This window comes from Pseudomonas sp. RW10S2 (genome assembly GCF_014268985.1).
Taxonomy (GTDB): domain Bacteria; phylum Pseudomonadota; class Gammaproteobacteria; order Pseudomonadales; family Pseudomonadaceae; genus Aquipseudomonas; species Aquipseudomonas wayambapalatensis.
Map to the genome: position 1 here is coordinate 1 of NZ_JABWRO010000099.1, position 23374 is coordinate 23374.

A 23374-nucleotide genomic window follows, 5' to 3' on the forward strand; every position below is an offset into this window, starting at 1 on the left:
CACGCCGCCTTCGGTGACGCTTGGCGAAGCAGTCAGGGTGGCGGTGGTGGTGTCGATGGTGTCGGTGACCTGGGTCACCGCCGGGGTGGTGCTTGGCGTGATGATCAGGCCGTTACCACCAGTCGTGCCGGTAATGGTCGCGGAAATCTGGCCGCCATCGATGTAGGGCGTGTCGTTGGCCGGGATGTTGACGTTGACGGTGCCGGTGGTCTGGCCGGCCGGGATCACGATGACGGCGCCGTTGGACAGCGTCACGGTCAGGTTGGTCAGCGGTGGCTGGTCGACGGTGGCGGTATATACGATGACGCCCCCCGCTTCGGTAATCGAGGGGGACGCTCCCAGGAGCAGTGATGTGTGGAGGAGGGTATTGGTGAGGGGCGTGCTGGCGTTGTTCGAATCCAACCCGCCCACCTCCTCGATGCCTTGCTCGGTAGCGAAGCCGGTGGTTGGCTCAACCATCCCGGCAGTCTCCTGTAGTATCACGAAACTATGACCACCACCTGCCGAACCGCCTTCTGCCCCAACTAAGCCAGCCGCAGTGGCTTCCTGCACGGTGGTCGGATCGACACCAGCGATGATGGCCTGTTGGAGCTCTTTGACCGAGAGCTCTGCCTGAGCAGTGGTCTGGCTCAGATCGGTACTGCTGTAAGGAGTGTCAGTGCTCCATTGGGTTTCGCGACCCAGGTCAAGCAGGCGACCATCTTCCAACTCTAGGGTGATCGCGCCGCTCAGACCGGTATCGACCTGCTCGCCTGCCAGCAGGCGGTCGCCTTCGATCAGTACACGTCGGATGCCCTCTGGGGAAACTGCGGTTACTTGGCCAACAACACTTTTGACGATGGCAACAATACTGCTCATTGAACTCTCCGGGCTATCTATCTGGCCGAAATGAAAAACCGGCGATTAAATAATGAGATGTACGTGTCATACTTTGTTGGGGCTGGCTCGGTTAGTCGCAATTAAAGTTTGCAGATACATTTGTACGGGGCTCCTACTTCATACATTTCTTTAAATTAGAGGCTAGTGTCCTGTCTAGGAAAAAAGCTGTTCATTTTAGGCGGCGTCTTGGGCTCCCGGCCGGCGTTGCCTCTTCACGCCATAATCCTGTTATGGCTAGTCGCGGCGCCTTGGCCGAACTCCCAAACCACTCACCAAAAGAGAACGAATTTCCTAGGCAGAATACTGGGAGAAATGGTTGCCTTGTTTTTAATATTTCGCACGAAGCAGAACAATAGGAATGGTCCTATATGTGTTGCGTCAGACCGAAGAATGAGCATCCGGTGGGGATGTCAAGGGCCTGTATCTGGGGCGTGCGTGACTCTAGGCTCTGTCTGAAAAAAGCCGTCGCATACACCGCATGACACAAGCCAGCGAGACCATTGCGGCATAACTTTTTGCGAGCTTGTCGAAGCGCGTGACGATTCGGCGGTTCTCTTTTAGCCAGCCGAACATGCGTTCGATGATGTTGCGCTGTTGATATTTGGGGCGATCAAACAGTCTCGGCAAGCCGGGTTTGGGCTTGCGCTTCATTGAGCGTAGTGGAATGACCGGCTGCATCCGATATCGATATACGAGAGTTCATAACGCTTTGCCATCACAGAATTCCTTTCCGTAGATGGCCGGCGACTGTACAGAACCCAGGCTGTTCCGAGGCCACATTTCAGTTTCTTGGGATTTCAGACAGAGCCTAGGCTCTGTACGAAATCCCGAGAAACCTAATCGTCGCTCCTCCAGCGCTGAAATTTTTGTAGAGTCACGCGCCATTAACGGAAAGGAATTCTGTGATGGCAAGGCGCTACGAACTCACGGACGAGGCCTGGGATGTGGTCTCCGATCTCTTCATCGAAACCCGTGGCCGAGGCCGGCCTCGACTAAGCGACCGCCTGATGCTCGATGGCGTGCTGTGGGTGCTCTGCTCGGGTGCTGCATGGCGAGATATGCCTGAGCGCTTCGGCCCATGGTCAACGGTGTATCAACGGTTTCGGGGCTGGCGAAACCAAGGGACTTTCGAGCAGATGCTCAAACGTCTTCACCTGAGATTGAATGAGCAAGGCTTGATCGATCTGCAAACCTGGATGATCGACTCAACCGCAGTACGCGCAACCCGAGCCTCATCTGGCGCCGGGAAAAAAGGGGGCCTGACGAGCCTGCCGATCATGCTCTAGGTCGCAGTCGCGGCGGCCTGACTACCAAAATCCACATGCTTTGCGACGCCAACGGAACACCGCTGCGCTTTCTCCTTTCTGGCGGTCAGCCAGTGACATCAGCTACGCACAACCACTGTTGGACGAGGTCAGCATTCCATAGACCCAACGTGGCCGCCCGCGCAAGCGCTGCAAATGGCTGCTCGCCGACAAGGGTTACGACGCCGAAGCACTACGCCGCTACTGCTATCAATATCGAATGCAGCCCGTCATCCCGTTGCGCTCGATGAAGCGCAAGCCCAAGCCTGGCTTACCAAGACTGTTTGACCGGCCCAAATACCGACAGCGCAACATCATTGAGCGCATGTTTGGCTGGCTGAAAGAGAACCGCCGGATAGTGACCCGCTTCGACAAGCTCGCGAAAAGTTATGCCGCGATGGTCTCACTGGCTTGCTCCATGCGGTGTTTGCGACATCTCTTTTCGTACAGAGCCTAGGCATTTTTTGACTGCCCTAACTGTGGTGCTAGCGCTAACCACGTGCCTTGGCCTGGTGGATCGAAGAGTTAGATGTCCGCTTGCCCCGTTGGGTACCAGCCCATGCGGGTGAACATTGACTGTCAAGGCGGGTGACAGGTTCCAGCTGGCCCGTGCTCGCCTCTAGCCTGCAAATTTTGGGCGTCTGTCACGAGCTCTGGGGGAGCGTCCGGATAAAATCGTAGCGCTGCGATTAATAATCCAGTAGGCTTTCTGAAAAATCGTAGCGCTACGATTCTGCTTCGTAGCGCTGGTTGATCAACCCTCAGGAGGTCACCATGTCCACTGCTGTCACGCCCCCCGCCTTCACTCTTCTGCTGAAACGCCAATCTGCACTGCTCGGTACCTGGCTCATGTCCGCATCGGCCAGTACGGCAGAAGCACTGGGATACGCAGGCTTCGACTGGCTGCTGGTGGACATGGAGCACGTACCGATCGAGTTCCGCGATCTCTGGCACATTTTGCAGGCCATTCAGTGCACCGGTGCGCAGCCGATCGTGCGGGTGGCCGCCAATGACCCCGTGCTGCTCAAGCGCGCACTGGACCTGGGCTCGACCAATGTGATGGTGCCGTTTGTGGAGAATGCCGAGCAGGCCAGGGCAGCGGTCAGCGCGATCAAGTATCCACCCATGGGCACCCGCGGCTTCGCTGCCGTGCACCGCGCCAGCCGCTACGGCACCTGGAAGGGCTACGGTCAGCAGGCCAATGACTCGGTGTGCTGCATCCTGCAGATCGAGACCGCCACCGCGTTGGCCAACCTCGAGGAAATCGCGGCCGTGCCGGGTGTCGATGCGCTGTTCCTCGGCCCGGGCGACCTGTCGAGTGTCTGTGGCCATATCGGCAACCCGGCGCACCCTCATATCCAGGCCATGATCAGCGACGCGATCGTGCGCTGCAAAGCCATCGGCATGCCCATCGGCATCGTTGGCGGCACGCCGGAGCTGGTCGGCAGCTACCTGGAGCAGGGCTACGCCTTCGCCGCTGTGGCCTCGGACATGGCGATGATGATGAGCAAGGCCAATGAACTGCTGGTGGCCCTGAAAGGCCGCCAGGCGCCCGAAGCGGTAGCCACGGCCTACTGACTGCTACCGTTGCGCCCCGCGCAGGCTACCTCCGTGTTGCAGTAGCCGATTGAGCATCCCTACAAGAACAACAAACCGGCGCCATCGCGCACCGGAAGGACTCTCGATGAATCAGGCACCCATTTCCGGCCAGGTCGCTGCCAGCGCCGCGGCAACGGTGACGCCTTCACGGACGCGCTACTGGATCATCCTTATCCTGTTCCTCGTCTCGACGCTGAACTATGGCGACCGAGGTATCCTGTCTATTACGGGCTCCGCTATCCAGGGCGAGTTCGCACTCAGCCCGGTTCAAATGGGCTGGATGTTCTCGGCATTCGCCTGGGCCTACGTGCTGGGCCAGTTGCCAGGTGGCTGGTTGCTGGACCGCTACGGCTCCAAGCGTACCTATGCGGTCAGCATTTTCTGCTGGTCGCTGCTGACCCTGGTCCAGGCGTTCAACGGCGGCTCCAACGTCAGCCTTGTGGTCACGGCATTTTTCGCCTTGCGCTTTCTAGTCGGTCTGGCTGAGGCGCCGGCAGCCCCGGGCAACAGCCGGATGGTTGCCTCATGGTTCCCGGCAAGTGAGCGGGGCACGGCGTCCTCGATCTTCAACTCCGGGCAGTACTTCGCGATCGTGCTGTTCGCGCCCGTCAGTGGCTGGCTGATCCATGCCTACGGTTGGCGCTCGGTTTACGTGATGATGGGCGTGTTGGGTTTCATCATGGCTTGGGTCTGGGTACGCAAGGTGCATTCACCGCTGGAGCACCAGCGCATCAATCAGGCCGAGCTGGACTACTTGCGTGAAGGCGGTGCGGTAGTCGACATGGATGCCCATCTCGGCAAGCTGCGAAAAACCGACAACCCATTGACACTGCCGGTGATTCTCAAGGGTTTGCTGAGCAGTCGGATGATGGTGGGGATCTATATCGGCCACTACTGCTTTTCCACGATTACCTATTTTTTCACCACCTGGTTCCCGATCTACCTGGTGCAAGAGCGCGGCATGTCGATTCTACAGGCCGGCTTCCTGGCCTCGATCCCGGCAATCTGTGGTTTTGTCGGCAACCTGCTGGGCGGGCTCTGCTCCGACGGCATCATGCGCAAGACCGGCTCGCTGAGCCTGGCGCGCAAAGTGCCGATCATTGTCGGGTTGCTGGCCTCCACCAGCATGATCATCTGCAACTACGTGTCCTCGCCGTGGATGGTTATCGCGATCATGGCGTTCGCCTTCTTCGGCAAGGGCTTCGCATCACTGGGCTGGGCGGTCATGGCCGACGCTGCGCCACGAAAGGCGGGTGGGGTGACGGCTGGGTTGTTCAACACTTTCGGCAACATCGGTGGCATCACCACTCCCATCATCATTGGCTTCATCGTGCAGGCCACCGGTTCCTTCAATATGGCCCTGGTGTTCGTCGCCGCCAATGCGCTGCTAGCGATGTTCAGTTACCTGGTTGTAGTCGGCCCGCTGCTCCGCCTTGAGCTGAATCCGGCAATACCTGGCAAGAGAGAGATTCGTGATGTCTGATACCAAACCGCTGGTGCTGAGCGTCGGGCCTTTGCTGCCTGCCTTGCGGTCACAGCTTGAACAACACTATCAGCTGCTGGAGCTATGGCGCTGTGAATCGCCCGCGACGCTCCGGTCCGAACAGGGCGCGGACGTTCAGGCGTTGGTGACCACGGGTGTGCATGGGGCCAGTGCCCATCTGATCGAGCAGTTACCGGCCTTGCGTGCCATTGTCTGTTTTGGTGTGGGAACCGACGCCGTCGACCTGAAAGCAGCCCGCGCCCGGGGCATCCAGGTCAGCAACACGCCTGATGTGCTCAACGATTGCGTGGCCGACGCCGCCATGGCCCTGTTGCTGGCCGTCGCCCGGCAAGTGGTGGTGGCTGACCGCTTCGTCAGGGCCGGGCGTTGGGAGGCAGAACGCTTTGGTCTGACCACCGCGCTGGACGGCAAGACCTGCGGCATCGTTGGCATGGGGCCGATCGGCCAGGCGATTGCCAGGCGCGCCAGTGCCTTCGGCATGCAGGTGAACTACTCGAGCCGTACGCCAAAGCCTCAGCTGGCGTACACCTACCATGACTCGTTGCTGACGTTGGCCGAGTGCAGTGATTTTCTGGTGTTGGCTGTGCCTGGTGGTAGCGCCACCGACGGGCTGGTCAGTCGGCAGGTGCTTGAGGCACTGGGCCCCACAGGGATGCTGGTCAACGTGGCGCGTGGCTCGGTGGTGGATCAGTACGCGCTGATCGATGCGCTGAGCAACGGCCGGATTGCCGGGGCGGCATTGGACGTGTTCGCGGATGAACCGCACGTGCCAGCCGCCTTGCGTGAACTGGATACGGTCGTGTTGTCGCCAAATGTGGCCAGTGGCACCAAAGAAACGCGTCAGGCCATGGCCGACCGGGTGCTAGCCAACCTGGCTGCGCTGTTTGCCACCGGCGTGGTGTTACACGCGGTGCGCGAGGGCGCGCAGTGATGGAGTGGTGGCAGCACATTGGGTTCATGTCGTGTGTCGTCGTCGCCACTTTCGCCCAGAACGCCACCGGCTTTGCTTTCGGCCTGTTGCTATTGGGGCTGACCGGCATGCTGGACTTGGCGCCCATGGAAACCGTGGCGAACGTGAGCTCGATCCTGACGCTGGCCAACGCGGTAGTCATGGTGCGCAAGTGGCCGGGGCTGCCGCGCCGGCTCGTCCTGCTCGTGTTGGCCTGCAGCCTGGCTGGTGTCGTCGCTGGCGTGCGCTTGCTGGCAGTGCTAGGCGCCCATGAGCGGGACCTGCTGGAGATCATCCTCGGCATCACCATCATCGTCTGCAGCTTCATGCTGATCCTGCAGTCCCGAGGGCGACAGCAGATGTCGGGGCGGTTCGGTTTCGCCTTTTTCGCCAGTATTTCCGGCGTGATGGGCGGGTTGTTTTCAAGTGCCGGGCCGCCGTTGGTCTACCAGCTCTATCGCCAGCCACTGGCCGTGCAGGTCATCCGCGACACGCTGATCGTAGTGTTCGCAGTCAATGCTTTGATGCGCTTGAGCGTAGTAGTAGCTACGCACCGATTCGAGCTGCAGGCGGGCTACCTCTCGTTGGAGGCATTGCCGATCGTGTTCCTGCTGACCTGGTGGATGCGGCGTCACCCGCTGGCGATTTCACCGCAGGTGCTGCGTCTGGCAGTGTTCGGTCTGCTGTTGCTGGCGGGGGCGAGCCTTATCGGCAAGGTGCTCTTGGCTGCCTAGCCTGGCCGGCGGTGCTGCGTGAGCCTATCACTGGCGCACGCTGCTCTGGCGTACGACCAACTCGAAACCCAGGTCGACGACCTGAGGTTTATCGGGGAGGGTACCTGCCTCGATCCAAGCCAACAGCTGACTGGCCACGGTTCGTCCGATCTCGGCAGGATAAGGACGTACGGTGGTCAGACGCGGTGCACTGAGCTTGCTCAGTGGCAGGTCGCCAAAGCCTGCAATCGCCAACTGCTGCGGTACGGCAATGCCGCGGCGCTGCGCTTCGAACAAGGCTGCGATGGCCAGTATATCGTTCGAACAGCAGAGGCCTTGTGGCCCATCACCGTGACGGGCAATTTCATCGAATACCTCGCTCAGTTCGACCTGTGAGGTGTTTTGCTCCAGCGCGATCACCTGCGCGGTCAGCCCCTTGCCATTCAACCAGGAACTGAACCCTTCGGCGCGCTGGCGGGCGCGGTGGTCGAGGTGCATGCGGGTGCCGACATAGACGAAGCGTTCCAGATCCTGCGCGTACAGGTGCTCGGCCAGGGCTGCGCCGACGGCTTGGTGGTCGAAACCGACCTGAAGGTGGAACGGGTCGTTGCCCAACTCCCACATCTGAGCCACGGGAATGCCCGTGGCTTCGAGCAGTGGACGGGCGGCGGCGTGGTCGCTGCCAGTGACGACCAGGGCTGCCGGTGACCATGACAGGTGGGCGCGCAGCAACTCCAGCTCTCGTTTCGGGTCGTAGTCGCTGTTACTGATCAACAACTGGTAGCCACGGCTTTCAAAGACTTCCTGCATAGCTTGCAGGGTTTCCGAGAAGAAGGCGTTGATCATCGACGGCACGATCACTGCGACTGCACGACTGTGGTTGCCTGCCAAGGCGCCGGCGAGGCGATTGATGGTATAGCCAGTGTCGGCGATGGCTTTGCGGATGCGTTCAGCGCGCTTGCTTGAGACCGCATCCGGGTCGCGTAGAAATAGCGATACCGTGCTTGGGGAGACCTTGGCCTGTTCAGCAACCATACCCATGGTTACCCGGTTGATCCGGGGGCGGCGTACTGCACCGTTGCTGACTTCGCTGTCTGATCTATCGCTCATCGCCACCTCGTTCTTCGAAGGCAAAAGGATGCGAGCCTGACGATGGCAAGTCAATCGCAAAAGCGCTTGGCTGGCGGCATGGATGTTCGCTTTCGAAAATCAAACGTGTCTTTTCGAATAAAATCGTAGCGCTGCGATTTAGCCTGAGATAAGCTCGCCTGGTAATTTTGCAGCGCTGCGATTTTGTTGTCGCATCGCATCCCAACCCGCGTTGGAGAACAAATATAAAAATGAGCACATCCCTTTTCACCTTCCTGAGCATGCTGTTCTTCACTGCACTGGTCGCAGTGATTTCCTACCGATTCACGCGCCAGGCCAAGGACGTTGGCGCCCATGGTTACTTCATGGCGAGCGGCGGCCTCAATGGCTGGTTCATTGCCGGATCGATGATGCTGACCAACCTGTCCATCGATCAGTTGGTCGGCCTCAACGGTGATTCATACGCCCACAACCTCAGCTCCATGGCCTGGGAGGCCACTGCGGCCGTTTCGACTATCGCTCTGGCCTTGTTTTTCCTGCCTCGTTACTTGCGCGGCGGCTTCTCGACCCTGCCGGAGTTCATCGAGAAACGCTATGACCGTGCTACGCGCCGAATAGTGAGTGCGCTGATGGTTGCCACCTACACCCTGGTGCTCAACCCGGCTTCGCTGTATCTGGGGGCTATCACCTTCAATCAGATTTTCGACCTGCAGGGCATTCTCGGCTGGTCCTACCCGGCCACGATCAGTCTGCTGATCGTGGCGACCGGAGTGATTGGCGCTGCCTATGCGGTACTGGGCGGGCTTCGGGCCGTGGCGGTATCGGACACCATCAACGGCATAGGCTTGTTGGTGGTGGTGGTCCTCATCCCGATCATCGGTCTGTGGACGCTGGGGCAGGGTGATGTACTGTCCGGTGCCCAAACCCTGCTGCACGACAACCCGCAGAAACTCAATGCCATTGGCGGCAGCGAAGACAAGGTGCCGTTTGGTGCGGTGTTCACCGGCATGATCTTCGCCAACCTGTTCTACTGGTGCACCAACCAGGCCATCGTGCAGAAAAGCATGGCTGCCAAGAACCTGGCCGAGGGCCAGAAGGGCGTGTTGCTGTCGGGTTGCCTGAAACTGCTGGTGCCGCTTGCCATGCTGATGCCTGGTGTGATCGCCTGGCACCTGTTCCGCGACCAGCCGCTGGCCAATTCCGACTTGGCCTATCCGGCGTTGGTTGCCGCGCTGATGCCATGGTGGATGAAGGGCTTCTTCGTGGCGGTGATCTTCGGCACGGTGATGAGCCACTTCAATGCGATCATCAATGGTACTGCCACGCTGCTGACCTATGACTTCTACAAGTCGATCCGGCCAATGGCTTCGGACGAGGCGCTGGTGCGCTTCGGCAAGCGAGTCAGCGTGATCGCCGCACTGGTGTCGCTGGTGGTCGCACCGATGCTGATGTACACCCCGGAAGGTATCTATGCGGTCCTGCGTCGCTTCACCGGCTTCTTCAACATGCCGATCATCGCCATCATGCTGTTCGGCTTCTTCAGTGCTCGAGGCGGCGCGACGCCCGCCAAGCTGGTGCTTGGCCTGCACGCGGTGTGCTATGCAGTGCTGGTGCTGGGACTGAAGATCGACACCCGCCTGGGAATCAGCTTCATCCACGTCATGGGCATCATGTTTGCTGTGGAAATGGTCTTGCTGGTGTTGCTACGCAAGCACTTCGACCGCGCCACTCCCTACGTATCGCCCACTCCGGCGCGCACCGTCGACCTGACCCCGTGGCGACACGCGGGCAGCTTCAGCGTGATGCTGTTCGCCGCGCTGGTATCCATCTATCTGACCTTCTCACCACTGGGGGTCGCCCGTGTCGGCGGACCTTCCGGGCTCTATCTGCCGCTGCTGGCATTGACCTGGTTGCTGGCCTTTGCTGGCGCCGCGCTGTGCCGCCGTCGTTTTCGACACCTGACCAATACCCATGCCCTGCCTGACTACGAGACCAACCCACAATGAATAGCGTATCTATCCCCCAGAACGTGAGCCTGCACCAGGCAGGCGAGCAGATCCGTCTGGAAGTGGACGGGCGCCTGTTGTGGTGCCACAGCCCGCTGCAGCCTGCTGTGTTCGCCGGTTACGGTGAAGCTGGCATTGAAATGCAGCGCGGTAACTTCCGTATTCGCGATTATGTTCAGGAAAGGGTCGCCTTGCGCCACGCCCGCCTTGATACTTCAGCCGGTGTCATCGAGTTGCGCGCCTGGTCCGAGGGCCCGCTGCTGCTTTCCCTGCGCCTGGACTGCCAGGGCGAGCGTGTGCGCCTGCTCATGCAGGCGCCGCAGGCAGGTTGCAATCGACTGTGGCTGCGTCTGCCTGCCGAAGTGAATGAGCAGGTCTGGGGTTGCGGCGAGCAGATGTCTTACTTGAACTTGCGCGGACGCAACTTCCCGCTGTGGACTTCTGAGCCGGGCGTAGGCCGAGACAAGTCGACTTGGCTGACCTTGCAGGCGGACAACGAAGCCAACGCCGGGGGTGATTACTATCACACCAACTACCCGCAACCGACGTTCATCTCCTCGCGGCGCTACAGCGCGCATCTGGTGACCAGCGCGTACGCCGATTTTGACTTCCGCCATGACGACTTCCACGAACTGCAAGTGTGGGCGGTGCCCGAAGCGCTGGAGTTTTTCGTCGGCAACAGCTACATCGACCTCGTCGGTGCCCTCAGCCGTTATTTCGGTCGCCAGCCGCGCCTGCCGCAATGGGTGCTTGACGGTGCGATCCTCGGTTTGAAGAACGGCCGCGAGCACGCCGAACAGCACCTGCAGACCGCACTCGAGCATGGCGCCAAGGTCAGTGCATTGTGGTGCGAGGATTGGGAAGGGCTGCGTATCACCTCTTTCGGCAAGCGTTTGTTCTGGGACTGGCAATGGAATGCCGAGCGCTACCCCGACCATCAGGCGTGGGTCTGTAGTCTGCACGAGCGCGGCCTGCGCTTCCTCGGTTATGTGAACCCTTATCTGTGCAATGACGGCCCGCTGTTCGCTGAAGCCGAAGCGGCGGGCTACCTGGCGACCAACGCCGAGGACGGCACCTATCTGGTCGACTTCGGCGAGTTCCTTTGTGGCGTGGTCGACTTCACCTTGCCGGCGGCGGCGCAATGGTTCGAAACCCGGATCATCGGCCAGGAGATGCTCGAAAAGGGCCTCTCGGGCTGGATGGCGGACTTTGGCGAGTATCTGCCGATCGACGTCAAGCTGGCCGGCGATGCCGACCCCATGCTCGAGCACAACGCCTGGCCAGTACGCTGGGCCGAGGTCAATGCCCGCGCTATCGGCAACGCCGGGCGCACTGGCGATGCACTGTTCTTCATGCGCGCTGGCTACAGCGGCGTGCAGGCGCACTGCCCGTTGCTGTGGGCGGGTGACCAGTCGGTTGACTTCAGCCGCCACGATGGCCTGCAAACGGTGATTTGCGGCGCGTTGTCGTCCGGCCTGCTGGGTAATGCCTATCACCACAGTGATATCGGCGGCTACACCAGCCTCTATGGCAACTGCCGTACCGCCGAACTGTTCCAGCGCTGGGCGGAAATGGCTGCGTTCACCCCGGTGATGCGCACTCACGAAGGCAACCGCCCGGACCAGAACCTGCAGTTTTGGCAAGACCCTGCCACTCTGGTGCATTTCGCCCGCATGACCCGGGTATTCGCAGGCATGAAACCCTACGTCGAAAGCTTGATGGATGAGGCTCAGGCCAGCGGCCTGCCGTTGCAACGGCCGTTGTTTCTGCATCACGAACAGGACGCTGGCTGCTACGCCGTTCAGGACCAATACCTGTATGGCCGTGACCTGCTGGTGGCGCCCGTGCATGCCGAAGGCAAGACGCACTGGAGCGTCTACCTGCCGGCTGGCGAGACCTGGCAGCACTGGTGGAGCGGCGATTGTTTCGAGGGCGGGCAGCGTGTCGAGGTCCCGGCACCGCTGGGGCAACCACCGGTGTTCAGCCGAGTGGGCAGCCGCTGGCAATCCCTCTTCCAGAGCCTGACTGTGCTCTGATCCCGCTCCGCTACCTGTAATTGACCTGTGAGCGCCTGCCAAGGCAGGCGCGCCGGCCCACTGCGGCCATAAAAGAGCGCTGCTGACATGAACAACAAAAATCAACGTGTCCTTGGCTTCATTCTGCTGGCCAGCGTCTATGCGCTGCCCAGCCATGCCGAACCCATTGTCTGGAAGGCCGGCAATCTCAGCATCAACCCATATGGCATTCTCGACCTGAACGTGCAGACGGGCTCGTTCAGTAAGACCGCCCCGGACCATACCATGGTCTCGGACGGCAACCTGCAGGCCTCGCGCTTCGGGGTAAAGCTCGACTATGCCCTGGGCGACAGCGGTTATGCCCTACAGGCGTTCGGCGAGCGCGGGCTGGTATTGCGGCGCATCTGGAAGGGCGGGCAAGTCTCGACCAACCGCGGCTATGGCGTCGGCGTCAGTGGCCCGTTCGGCTCGGTGGCCATGGGCAGCCTATACATGCCGATCTACTGGGTGTTCCTGGATTCGGACGTCGCCCTATATGGGTTGTCGAACATGGCGGCGATCATGAGTCTGGAGCACACTGCGGTATTGGGTAAAAGCGGCACGGGCGGGTTCTACGACACCACGGTGCGTTACCGCTCGCCTGAAGTGAACGGCTTTTCCACCGAGCTGGGCTATTCCTACGGCAACTCCAGCATCGAGAACGGCCCCAACCAGAACCGCACCAGTGGCTTCAATGTGCGCTATCGCAACGGGTTCACCAAGTTGGGTTATGGCTACAACCGCCATGACTCGGCCCCTACCGAAACCAGCAGCGAGCTATACACCCAGACGACCCACGTGGTGTCGGGCAATTACCAGTGGGGTGGCGTGATCTGGGGGGCCAACTATGTGTACTCCAAGCGCGATACCGAGGCCCGCTGGTTCGCCTCGGCGAAGATGGTCAATGCGCGGATCGTCCTCGACGATCACAATGATCTGACCTTCGGCGTTTCCCAGCGAATCGAGGCCGAGGGCGCCCGGGCCTGGGCGGCCCATGCCGGCTACATCTATTCGTTCAACCCCAACACCCAGCTGTATACCTATGTTTCCCATATCAACAACAACAGCCATTCCACCCAGGGTTTCTCGCTGCTCAGTGAGGATTACCCCAGTGTGGCGGCCGGTTACGACCCTTGGGCGGGTACCTTGGGTATTCGCTGGAGCTTCTGAGTCTTGATAGCGACGAATCACATATTGCACCCGGAGCTCACACTCACCTGTGGCGCCCTGAGCGCCGGGGTGCTGCCCAGCCTGGGCGGCGCGCTGGGTTACCTGCGTCTTGGCAGCTTCGAGCTGCTGCGGCCCTGGGACGGCACCGACAGCGTTCGGCGTACGGCGTGCTACCCGCTGGTCCCGTACTCCAACCGTATCGCCCACGGGCGCTTTTGCGCCAATGGCGAGCCGCAGCAGCTGCGCCGCAATTTCGGCGATCACCCGCATCCGCTACATGGTCTTGGCTGGCAGCGAGCGTGGCAGGTCGATGCCCACTCGCCGCACAGCTGCCAGTTGAGCTTGCGCCACCAGGCCCGGGGCGCCGATGCCGAAGACTGGCCGTGGGACTTCGTCGCGTGGCAGTGCATCACCCTGAGTGGTGACGGCCTGCGCCTGCGACTGGGGCTCACCAACCTGAGTGAGCAGTCGATGCCGGTGGGTCTTGGCTGGCACCCGTACTTCGAGCGCCAGGGTGAATTGCAGCTGGGCTTCAGTGCCGCGCACGTCTGGCATGCCGGCGCGGATGGCCTGCCGGTCGAGCGTACGGCACTGCCGGAACCTTGGGACTTCGGCCTGCCCCAGGCAATAGGCGCCGTGGGCCTGGACAACTGCTTCGAGGGCTGGGATGCCCGTGCCAGTCTGTATTGGCCAGAGGCACAGGTCGGCCTGCGCCTGGAAGCCGGCCCAGGGTTGGAGCACCTGGTGGTGTTCACGCCGCCAGCACCAGCGGACTTTATCGCGGTCGAGCCGGTCAGCCACCTCAACAACGCCATCAATTTCCCCACGCCTACGGCGCACGGCCTGGTCTGGCTGGCACCGGGGGCGTCGATCGAACGTGAGTTGCGCTTGCTGCCGAGCGGCGCCAACCTGGAGAACCCTGCATGAGTGAAACCCTGACCTGTGTGGTCCGCCAGCCGTCGGAACTGGGCGAGTGCCCGGTCTGGTCGGTCCGTGAGCAAGCCCTGTACTGGGCCGATATCCTGGCCGGGCAACTGCATCGCCTTGACCCCCGCGATGGCTGCGTGAGCACCTTGCAGTTGCCTGAGGAGCTGGGCTGTTTCGGCCTGCGCGAGCAGGGTGGCTTCATTGTCGCGCTGCGCACCGGCATCTACCTGCTCGATGCCCAGGGGCAGCTGGGCGAGCGCCTGGCCGACAACCCCAGCGGCGCAGAGCACAGCCGCTTCAACGATGGCCGCGTCGACCCTTGGGGGCGCTTCTGGGCTGGCACCCTGTGGCAACCGCGTGACCGCAATGGTGGGCAATTGGTGCGAGTCGATGCGCAGCACCGTGCCCAGGTTGTGGCCGGCGATGTGATGGTGTCCAACGGCCTCGCCTTCAGCCCGGACCGCGCGTGGGTCTACCACAGCGACACCCCCAACCATGTGCTGTACCGCTATCCGCTGGATGCCGATGGCCAGCCCGGCCCCCGGCAGTTGCTGCGCGAGTTCCCGCGTGGCAGTGGCGGGCGCCCGGATGGCGCGGCGTTCGACAGTGCGGGCTGCTATTGGAGCGCGCAGTTCGACGGCGGCCGGGTGCTGCGCCTGAGCCCTGATGGCCAGGTGCTGGCAGAAATCCAGGTGCCGACGCGTTGGCCGACCATGGTCGCCTTCGGTGGCCACGACCTGCGTACCCTTTACATCACCAGTTCGCGCGAGAACCGCAGCGCCGAAGACCTGGCGGCCTGGCCGCTGTCCGGCTGCGTGTTCGCCACCCGTGTCGACGTGCCCGGCTGCCCCGAGCCGCTGTTCGCCGGTTGAATCCATTCCACTTGCTCACGAGTACCTATCACCATGAACCGTCATACCGATACGCAGTACCCCAGCCTGGCCGGCAAAGTGATCTTTATCAGCGGTGGCGCCTCGGGCATCGGTCGCGCCTTCGTCGAAGCGTTCGTCGCACAGGGCAGCCGCGTCGCCTTCCTTGACCTGGATGCCGACGCCGGGCAGGCGCTGGCCCAGACGCTGGGCGCCAACGTGCTGTTCTTGCGCTGCGATGTGCGCGATATCGAGCGCTTGCAGGGGTGTGTGGCCGAAGTGGAACACACCTGGGGTGGCATCGATGTACTGATCAACAACGCAGCCCGCGATGACCGCCATGCCTTGGCCGATGTCAGCGTCGAGTATTGGGACGAACGCATGCAGACCAACCTGCGTCACGCCTTCTTCGCTGCACAGGCCGTCACGCCTGGCATGGCAAAGCGGGGCAGCGGGGCGATCATCAACATGGGCTCGATCTCGTGGATGCGCGGACGCCCTGGGATGATCTGCTACACCACCGCCAAGGCGGCGTTGAACGGAATGACCCGCACCTTGGCACGCGAACTGGGCGGGCAAGGCATCCGGGTCAATAGCCTGGTGCCAGGCGCTATTCGTACCGAACGCCAGGATGCCATGTGGGCCGCCGACCCTGCCGGTCTGGAGGCAGCCAGCCAGTCGTTCATCGACCAGCAGATGCTCAAGTTTCGTCTGGATGCCAGCGACTGCGCGCGCCTGGCGCTGTTCCTGGCCAGCGATGATAGCCGCGGCTGCACGGGTCAGAACTTTGTCGTCGATGCGGGACTGTCGATTCAATAACCCCACAACTCCTGACAGGGGTGATTCGGGCAAAAATCGTAGCGCTACGAAATTGATCCGGGTATGCTCTCGAAAAGTAATTTCGCAGCGCTACGATTATGCGTGGCGCCCTTGCTCAAAGGCTTAGGTTATGTCCGAAAAATACAAGAAAATCGAAGAACTCCGCAGTCAGCGGTGGTTCGCTCCAGACACCATCCGTGCCTTCGCCCATCGCCAGCGCCTGCAACAGATCGGACTGCGCCGCGAGGAGTTCATGGGCAAGCCGGTGATTGCGATCCTCAATACCTGGAGCGAGATGTCGCCCTGTCATTCGCACCTGCGTGAGCGTGCCGAGGCTGTCAAACGCGGGGTCTGGGCGGCCGGCGGCTTCCCAGTGGAGTTGCCGGTACAGTCGGTGGGCGAGGTAATGGTCAAGCCGACTACGATGCTCTACCGCAACCTGCTGGCAATGGAGGCCGAGGAACTGCTGCGCTCGTTGCCGATCGACGGCGCCGTGCTGCTAGGCGGCTGCGACAAGTCTACGCCTGGCCTACTGATGGGCGCGCTCAGCATGGACCTGCCGGTGATCTACTGCCCGGCGGGCCCGATGTCCAACGGTCAGTGGCGTGGCGTCAAGACCGGCGCCGGCACGCATACCAAGAAGTACTGGGACGAGCGCCGTCTGGGGCTGATCGACACTGTTGCGTGGGAAGAACTCGAAGGCGCCATGACCCGTTCGATCGGCACCTGCAATACCGTAGGCACGGCGTCGACCATGACCAGCATCGCCGACGCAATGGGCTTTACCTTACCCGGTGCATCGAGCATTCCTGCCGCGGATGGGGCGCACCCGCGGATGGCCTCGCAGTGCGGTTCGACAATCGTCGATCTGGTTTGGCGCGACCGCCGCCCCTCGACTTGGCTGACTGAAAAGCACGTAGCCAATGGCGTGGCGGTGTACATGGCAATGGGCGGCTCGACCAACGCCGCGATCCACCTGATTGCCATCGCCAGACGCGCCGGAATAGACCTGACCCTCGATCAGTTGGCCGCCGCAGCCGCGAAGATACCGGTGTTGCTCAACCTGTTCCCTTCCGGCACGGCACTCATGGAGGACTATCATTTTGCCGGCGGCCTGCGTGCGCTGATGCGCAAGATCGCATCGTATTTGCATCTGGAGTGCGAGGGGGCCACCGGGCAGAGCTGGGACAGCCTGTTGGCCGATGCCCCGTGCTACGACGACGATATCATTCGCCCCCTCGATAACCCGGTGGTCAGCCTCGAACAAGGCGCCACTTTGGCGCTGTTGCGTGGCAACCTCTGCCCCGATGGCGCGGTGATGAAATCCTCCGCAGCCGACCCGCGCCTGCGCCGTCACAGCGGCCCGGCACTGGTCTTCGATGACCACGAAACCCTCAGCCGGATGATCGACGACCCCGCCCTGGATGTCACTGCGGACACCGTGCTGATCTTGCGCAATGCCGGCCCCGTGGGCGCGCCGGGCATGCCCGAGTGGGGCAACCTGCCGATACCCAAACGCTTGCTGGAAGCCGGTGTACGTGACCTGTTGCGCATCTCCGACTCCCGTATGAGTGGTACCCATTACGGCAGCTGCGTCCTACACGTGGCGCCTGAGGCCGCTGTTGGAGGGCCGCTGGCATTAGTCCGCACGGGCGACATCATCGATCTGGACGTCGCCGCCGGCACGTTGAACATGCGTGTCAGCGATGAGGAACTTGCCCAACGCCGCGCCGAGCATAGACCGCAGCACAGAACCTACGGCCGCTCTTTTGCTGCGCTCTACCAGCAGCATGTGACCCAGGCCAACGAAGGGTGTGATTTCGATTTCCTGCAGGCCGGCGAAGTCGTGCCCGAGCCACCCATCCACTGAACCTTGCTCAGGAAACTAACCGATGCCCGACCTCAAAGACCCTTCTCTGCTCAAACAACAGGCATTCATCGACGGCCAATGGGTGGGTGCCGACTCTGGTGAAACCGTTACCGTCACTAACCCCGCTACCGGTGAGGAACTGGCACGCATTCCGCAGATGGGCGCTGTCGAAGCCGAGCGTGCGGTACTGGCTGCTCACCGCGCCTTCAAACCGTGGAAGCGCAAGACTGCCAAGGAGCGCGCGGAGCTGCTGCAGCGCTGGTACGCGCTGATGGTCGAAAACCAGGAAGACCTCGCCCGCCTGCTGACCGCCGAACAAGGCAAACCACTGGCTGAAGCCCGTGGCGAATTGAGCAATGGCATGTCCTTCGTGCAATGGTTTGCCGAGGAAGCCAAGCGTGTTTATGGCGATACCATCCCGCAGCCTTCGGCAGACAAGCGCATCATCGTCACCAAGGAGCCGATTGGCGTAGCTGCGGCTATCACACCATGGAACTTTCCCCACGCGATGATCACCCGCAAGGTTGCCCCGGCCCTGGCCGCCGGCTGCCCGATGGTGTTGCGCCCGGCCAGCCAGACGCCGCTCTCGGCGCTGGCACTGGCAGCCCTGGCCGAACGTGCTGGGATCCCCGCCGGGGTGTTCAGCGTGGTCACCGGTAGCGCTACCCAGATCGGTAGCGTGCTGACAGGCCATCCGCTGGTGCGCAAGTTCAGCTTCACTGGCTCCACGCCAGTGGGCAAGCTGCTGATCGGACAATGCGCCGAGACCGTGAAGAAGGTATCGATGGAACTGGGCGGCAACGCGCCGTTCATCGTCTTCGATGACGCTGACCTCGACCTGGCCGTGGAAGGCGCGATGCTGTCGAAGTTCCGCAATGCCGGGCAGACCTGTGTCTGCGCCAACCGCATCTACGTTCAGGACGGTATCTACGACCGCTTTGCCGAGAGACTCGCCGCCGCTGCCTCGGCCCTACGCCTGGGGAATGGCGCTGAGGCCGGCGTCACCCAGGGCCCGATGATCGACGAGAACGCCGTGCGCAAGGTCGAAGAGCATATCAGCGATGCCCTTGAAAAGGGCGCACGACTGATCGCTGGCGGCCAACGGCATGCCCTGGGTGGTAGTTTCTTCGAGCCGACCGTGCTGACTGAAGTCACCGCGCACATGAAGGTGGCCCATGAGGAAACCTTCGGTCCTTTGGCGCCGCTGTTCCGCTTTTCCAGTGAGGAGGAGGTGGTCGAACTGGCCAACGCGACGGAGTTCGGGCTGGCTAGCTACTTCTACAGCCGCGATATCGGCCGCGTGCTGCGCGTCAGCGAAGACCTTGAATACGGTATGGTCGGCGTCAATACCGCGGCAATCGCCAACGAGATGGCACCATTCGGTGGCGTCAAGCAATCGGGCCTTGGTCGCGAAGGTTCGCGTTACGGCATCGAAGACTATCTTGAGATTAAATACGTGTGCCTAGGTGGCGTCGACCGCTGAAGCCGGCCAGAGGGGCAGATGCTGCCCCTCTGGCTGAGCCCCCACTTCCGAAGCCTCCAATGCAGCCCGCCGTTCTTGCAAGGCGGCTTGACACTCATCAGCCACGGCGCTCCGACAGCTTTCGGCGACACAGAGTGAGAATCTGGATTAAATTGTCGGGTCTGAGAATCAGAAGCCCGCTCCGCTCCCGTTGAGTATCAGCCGTGCGTTTTACCTCAGTGTGTCTCGGAGGTATGCCAAGGGTGCGTTATAGCGATGCTACAAGTTGGCATGGGGCGAGGGGAGGTATCGTTCTACGAGTTATGAGTTCGAATGACTACGCTTCCGCCACTAATTTTCATCAAAGCCCTGATTCTTCAGGGCTTTTTTGTGCCTATGTGTTTTTGGTCCCCCCATCTGGTCCCCCATAATTAGTTTGGCTTTTGCTGGTTTACAGCGGATTGTGATGGACGTGCTGTTTTCATGGCGCCTAAGGGCCATAACATCTGTTGTAGTCCTGGACCTTACTGACGCAGGCGCCGCTGCGAAAGTACGGAAAGAGTCCGGTTATGAGCAGGGAAAAGCGGACAAACGTGAGAGCCGCGCGAGCAGCAGAGCTAAAAAATAGTGTTTGGATAAGCCCGCCATAAAAGGCGAGCTGGTTCTAGGGCGGTTACCGTTGCGACTGCATACTGGGTGTCCTGTCTTCTCGGCCAGTCCAGCGGGATAAGCGCATCGCCCGAAATCTTGTTCCAACGCTTACGAGTGGCAGCGACATACCGTGGATCATCACCGAAATACGCATGCTCAATCAGCAACACCTGCAGTCCCTCTTGCGCAGATGTTGTATTGAACAGGAAGTCCAGGTGTTTACGCATGGCCGAAACTTCCTCGTTTTCTCCGATGTCCGACTCGTCATCGCCACGTTGCGGATAGTAGGGTCGGCTGATCTGGTCGAAAGCGAGGAACCCTGGTACCGGCGCGTTCACCTTGGCCAGGTACTTCTGACGCGCGAACGACAAGGCAATGTGGATGGCCAAGTAGTTCTCATCCGAGCCCGCATCCGGGAGTCTCAAAACCGCACCGGAATTCTGTTCGATGATCGCGATATCAGGTGGTTTTGCGGAAAACTCCAGCTCGGCACCGATACACGGTTGGACAGTGGGCAATTCTGCGAACGCTTCGGAGAGATACTGAGAAATCTTGCGCTCCGCACGCGATAGTAGGATCTGCTTGGCGTCACTGTCGACAAGGGCTTCCAAGCCCTGGATCTGCTCACGCAAGACGTCCAAGTCGGGGCCTGGCAACGGCGTCGTAGGGTTCATTTCCAGGAACTGATGGTACGCACGCGCTTGGCCATGGCCAGTGTGCGTGCTCGGCGCAGGGTAGCGATGATCTCGATGATGTGGTCCAGTTTGATCTCGCTGACGGGAATGTTGCCGATCGTGGGCAGGATGTGATTGTTCAAAGCGCCGCGAAAGCCGCGAGGGATTTGCTCACGAGGTCGTGCGACTTGAAGGCCAGCCACTGTTCGGCGACGTAACTGAATGTGCGTTCCTCATTGAGTAGCTGATCGGCGATTTTCTTGCGTTTGGCCTTCAGCGGGGCGACGTGATGAGCTACGTTCTAGCGCGCGGCTCGGGCCAAGTCGCGGGCGTCTTTCAAGCCAATGTCGGGATAACGGCCGATCGCATACACGTTCTCCTTGCCGTTCAGGCGATACCTCATCCGCCAATATTTTGCGGCAGGCTTGTTCGACTTCTGTGAGGCCTGAACATGCAGGTAAAGACCGGGTACCTCGCCGTCGACGTACTTGCCGGGTTCAGCAATGGCACGCAAGAAGGCATCGCTGAGTTTACGCCGCAATGCAGGCTTGGGGAGGGAAGTCGTCATGTGCGGGTACTTTTTTCGAAATGGAAAAAGTACCCAAAAATATACCCGCAAGCGCATTGGAAATGAGCGGAATAGGACGGACGGCTTTGGACGAATTATCAGCCTAATGCACTGATTCTATTGGTATTTATGGAGCTTGATGGAAGTCAGTCACAAGCTATCGGGATCCCCAAAAAACATCTGTATCCGCGACCGCAACCACCGCTCTGCCGGGTCGTTGTCCTGCGCCCCGCGCCAGGCCATGTGCAGTTCAAAGGTACGCACATCCAATGGCAGGTCTTCGGCGCGCAGGCCGCCGGCGGCGGTGAGGGTTTCTGCTGCATAGTCCGGTACCGTGGCGATGATGTCGGTGCCGGCGAGCAGGGTGCCGAGGCCGTTGAACTGCGGTACCGCCAGCACCACATGACGCTTGCGACCGATTTCCTCGAGGGTTTCGTCGATGAAGCCGGACAGGTCGCCGGCGAACGAGACCAGCGCATGCGGACGGGCGCAGAAATCGTCAAGGGTGATATTGCCCGGTACGCTGTCGGCGCGCAGCAGTTTCGGCTTGCTGCGCCGCAGTACCTTGCGCTTGGCGTTGGCCGGAAGGTCAGCGGTATAGCTCACACCCACCGAAATCTCCCCGGAGGCGAGCAGGGTCGGCATCAGCAAATAGTTGACCCGCCGTACCACCAGGACGATGCCCGGTGCTTCGGCGCGGATGCGCTTGAGCAACTGCGGCAGCAAGGCGAACTCGGCGTCGTCCGACAGACCGATGCGAAATACCGAGGTGCTGGTGGCTGGGTCGAAGTCAGCGGCGCGGCTGACTGCGGTTGAGATCGAATCCAGGGCCGGGGAGAGCAGGGCGAAGATCTCGTGGGCGCGAGCCGAGGGCTCCATGCTTCGCCCGGTACGAACGAACAGTGGGTCGTCGAACAGGTTGCGCAGGCGTGACAGCGCCGCACTGATCGCCGGCTGGCCGAGAAACAGCTTTTCGGCTGCACGGGTTACGCTGCGCTCATGCATGAGCGTCTCGAACACGATCAGCAGGTTGAGGTCTACGCGGCGCAGGTCGTTACGATTCATCGGTGCGTTTCGCCTTGCTCAGGTGGGTCGGGGTGAATATTAAGGCCAAAGGCTGTTACCCTGCACGGGTTTACGGGGGCCAATGCAGCGATTTGCCCGTAGCCCAATCAATGACAGGCATGTCGACTATTAACGGCCACTGATGGTCTAACGTGCAAAGCCCGGATAAAGTCCGTGGTAATACGAGGTTCACAAAGGCGAGGTATGCGATGTCCCGCATGATCCGTTTCCACAAGTTCGGCCCGGCCGACGTGCTCCGTTGCGAGGAGCAGGCCGAACCGTCTCCCGCAGCGGGCGAAGTGCAGGTGCGCGTCGAGGCCATCGGCCTGAGCTGGTATGACGTGCTCTGGCGCCAGAACCTGGCACCATCGCAGGCACGCCTGCCGGCAGGGATCGGCCATGAAATGGCCGGGGTGGTCACGCAGGTCGGGGAGGGTGTCGACGATATCGTCGTGGGCGACCGTGTCGCCAGTTTCCCGGCGACCAGCCCCAATGAGCATCCGGTCTATGGTGATGTGATCGTGCTCCCTCGCACGGCCATTACCCGTTATCCCGACCACCTCACTCCGGTCGAGGCCAGTGTGCATTACACACCGCTGCTGATCGCCTACTTCGCTTACGTCGACCTGGCGCGGGCCAAGGCGGGACAGACGGCACTGGTCACCGATGCCAGCCATTGCGCAGGCCCTGCCTTCGTGCAGTTGGGCAAGGCCTTGGGCTTGAAGGTGTTCGCCGCCACCAAGGAGCCGGAGCAGCGTGAGTACCTGCTGAGCCTGGGGGCTGACAAGGTGATCGTCACCGAGGAGCAGGACCTGCTGATGCAGATCGGCAAATATACCGATGGCCGCGGCGTGGACATGGTTCTGGATGGCATGGGTGGGCCGCAGATGTCGCTCCTCGGCGATGTCCTTGCGCCTCGCGGCAGCCTGGTGCTGTATGGCCTGCAGGGGGGCAACCAGACGCCATTCCCGGCGTGTGCGGCGTTCCAGAAGAACATCCAGTTCTACGTTCACTGTATTGGCAACTTCACCGGCAAGCCGGAGTTGGGTATTGCCCAGGACCAGGTCGCCCTGCAGCGGGCGTTGCGAGACATTAACCAGTTCACCGCCGACAAGCTGCTGACGCCGCAGATCATCAAGGTCTACCCGTTCGAGCAGGTTGTCGAGGCTCATCGCCTGATGGATGAATGCCCCTGTGGCGGG

17 protein-coding genes and 3 pseudogenes are annotated in these 23374 nt (G+C 61.1%); 14 read left to right on the forward strand and 6 right to left on the reverse strand.

Translation table 11 applies throughout. From position 1 onward, the window contains the following. Positions 1-858, reverse strand: an 858-nt coding sequence (locus tag HU729_RS19330) for a retention module-containing protein (protein ID WP_186711278.1), incomplete at its 3' end; no start/stop codon positions are given. A gap of 462 nt (positions 859-1320) precedes the next feature. Then, a pseudogene (locus HU729_RS19335) lies at positions 1321-1566 on the reverse strand (transposase); the annotation flags it as partial. A 218-nt stretch (positions 1567-1784) separates the two neighbouring features. Between HU729_RS19335 and HU729_RS19340 the strand changes: the two are divergent. From HU729_RS19340 to HU729_RS19360, 5 genes and pseudogenes are all read left to right on the forward strand, one after another. Next, a pseudogene (locus HU729_RS19340) lies at positions 1785-2640 on the forward strand (IS5 family transposase). A 353-nt stretch (positions 2641-2993) separates the two neighbouring features. Further along, the gene (locus HU729_RS19345) at positions 2994-3761 is read left to right on the forward strand and encodes a 2-dehydro-3,6-dideoxy-6-sulfogluconate aldolase (protein ID WP_346655308.1); all 768 of its coding nucleotides are present in this window, start codon (positions 2994-2996) and stop codon (positions 3759-3761) included. Positions 3762-3867: 106 nt separating this feature from the next. Continuing rightward, positions 3868-5265 carry an MFS transporter gene (locus HU729_RS19350; RefSeq protein WP_189662400.1) on the forward strand — a complete coding sequence of 466 codons (1398 nt, stop codon included), beginning with the start codon at positions 3868-3870 and terminating at the stop codon, positions 5263-5265. Beyond that, complete coding sequence (locus HU729_RS19355) at positions 5258-6217, forward strand: 2-hydroxyacid dehydrogenase (protein WP_186711280.1); 960 nt, start codon at positions 5258-5260, stop codon at positions 6215-6217. Before HU729_RS19350 ends, HU729_RS19355 begins: the two co-directional genes overlap by 8 nt. Positions 6218-6243: 26 nt before the next feature. Next, positions 6244-6969, forward strand: coding sequence for a TSUP family transporter (locus tag HU729_RS19360; RefSeq protein ID WP_186664193.1), 726 nt, complete (start codon positions 6244-6246; stop codon positions 6967-6969). Positions 6970-6996: 27 nt separating this feature from the next. Here HU729_RS19360 and HU729_RS19365 read toward each other — a convergent pair whose 3' ends face one another. Next, positions 6997-8058, reverse strand: coding sequence for a LacI family DNA-binding transcriptional regulator (locus HU729_RS19365; protein WP_186664194.1), 1062 nt, complete (start codon positions 8056-8058; stop codon positions 6997-6999). 230 nt (positions 8059-8288) lie between these two features. Here HU729_RS19365 and HU729_RS19370 point away from each other — a divergent pair, with 230 nt between their 5' ends. From HU729_RS19370 to HU729_RS19405, 8 genes are all read left to right on the forward strand, one after another. Further along, positions 8289-10043, forward strand: coding sequence for a solute:sodium symporter family transporter (locus HU729_RS19370; protein WP_186664195.1), 1755 nt, complete (start codon positions 8289-8291; stop codon positions 10041-10043). After that, entirely contained in the window at positions 10040-12079 is a 2040-nt protein-coding gene (locus HU729_RS19375) for an alpha-glucosidase (protein ID WP_186711281.1), read from the forward strand. The genes HU729_RS19370 and HU729_RS19375 overlap by 4 nt, the downstream gene beginning before the upstream one ends. 87 nt (positions 12080-12166) lie before the next feature. Further along, positions 12167-13267, forward strand: a complete 1101-nt coding sequence (locus tag HU729_RS19380) for a porin (RefSeq protein ID WP_186664197.1) — start codon at positions 12167-12169, stop codon at positions 13265-13267. 24 nt (positions 13268-13291) lie between these two features. After that, complete coding sequence (locus tag HU729_RS19385) at positions 13292-14194, forward strand: aldose 1-epimerase (RefSeq protein ID WP_189662399.1); 903 nt, start codon at positions 13292-13294, stop codon at positions 14192-14194. Then, the gene (locus HU729_RS19390) at positions 14191-15066 is read left to right on the forward strand and encodes a 6-deoxy-6-sulfogluconolactonase (RefSeq protein ID WP_186711282.1); all 876 of its coding nucleotides are present in this window, start codon (positions 14191-14193) and stop codon (positions 15064-15066) included. Before HU729_RS19385 ends, HU729_RS19390 begins: the two co-directional genes overlap by 4 nt. Positions 15067-15099: 33 nt before the next feature. Continuing rightward, on the forward strand, positions 15100-15882 hold the full coding sequence (locus HU729_RS19395; RefSeq protein ID WP_186664201.1) for a sulfoquinovose 1-dehydrogenase: 783 nt from the start codon (positions 15100-15102) through the stop codon (positions 15880-15882). 130 nt (positions 15883-16012) lie between these two features. Continuing rightward, on the forward strand, positions 16013-17752 hold the full coding sequence (locus HU729_RS19400) for a 6-deoxy-6-sulfo-D-gluconate dehydratase (RefSeq protein ID WP_186711283.1): 1740 nt from the start codon (positions 16013-16015) through the stop codon (positions 17750-17752). A gap of 22 nt (positions 17753-17774) precedes the next feature. Beyond that, entirely contained in the window at positions 17775-19235 is a 1461-nt protein-coding gene (locus tag HU729_RS19405) for a 3-sulfolactaldehyde dehydrogenase (RefSeq protein WP_186711284.1), read from the forward strand. A gap of 596 nt (positions 19236-19831) precedes the next feature. Here the strand turns inward: HU729_RS19405 and HU729_RS19410 are convergent. From HU729_RS19410 to HU729_RS19420, 3 genes and pseudogenes are all read right to left on the reverse strand, one after another. Then, a complete protein-coding gene (locus tag HU729_RS19410; RefSeq protein WP_238348406.1) occupies positions 19832-20497 on the reverse strand; it encodes a DUF3732 domain-containing protein in 666 nt (221 codons plus the stop codon). A 53-nt stretch (positions 20498-20550) separates the two neighbouring features. Next, a pseudogene (locus tag HU729_RS19415) lies at positions 20551-21107 on the reverse strand (integrase arm-type DNA-binding domain-containing protein); the annotation flags it as partial. Positions 21108-21257: 150 nt separating this feature from the next. Then, on the reverse strand, positions 21258-22172 hold the full coding sequence (locus tag HU729_RS19420) for a LysR family transcriptional regulator (RefSeq protein ID WP_054893748.1): 915 nt from the start codon (positions 22170-22172) through the stop codon (positions 21258-21260). Between the two features lie 209 nt (positions 22173-22381). On the opposite strand from HU729_RS19420, the gene HU729_RS19425 reads away from it, so the two are divergent. Next, a partial coding sequence (locus tag HU729_RS19425) for a zinc-dependent alcohol dehydrogenase family protein (protein WP_186711285.1) occupies positions 22382-23374 on the forward strand: 993 nt, incomplete at its 3' end.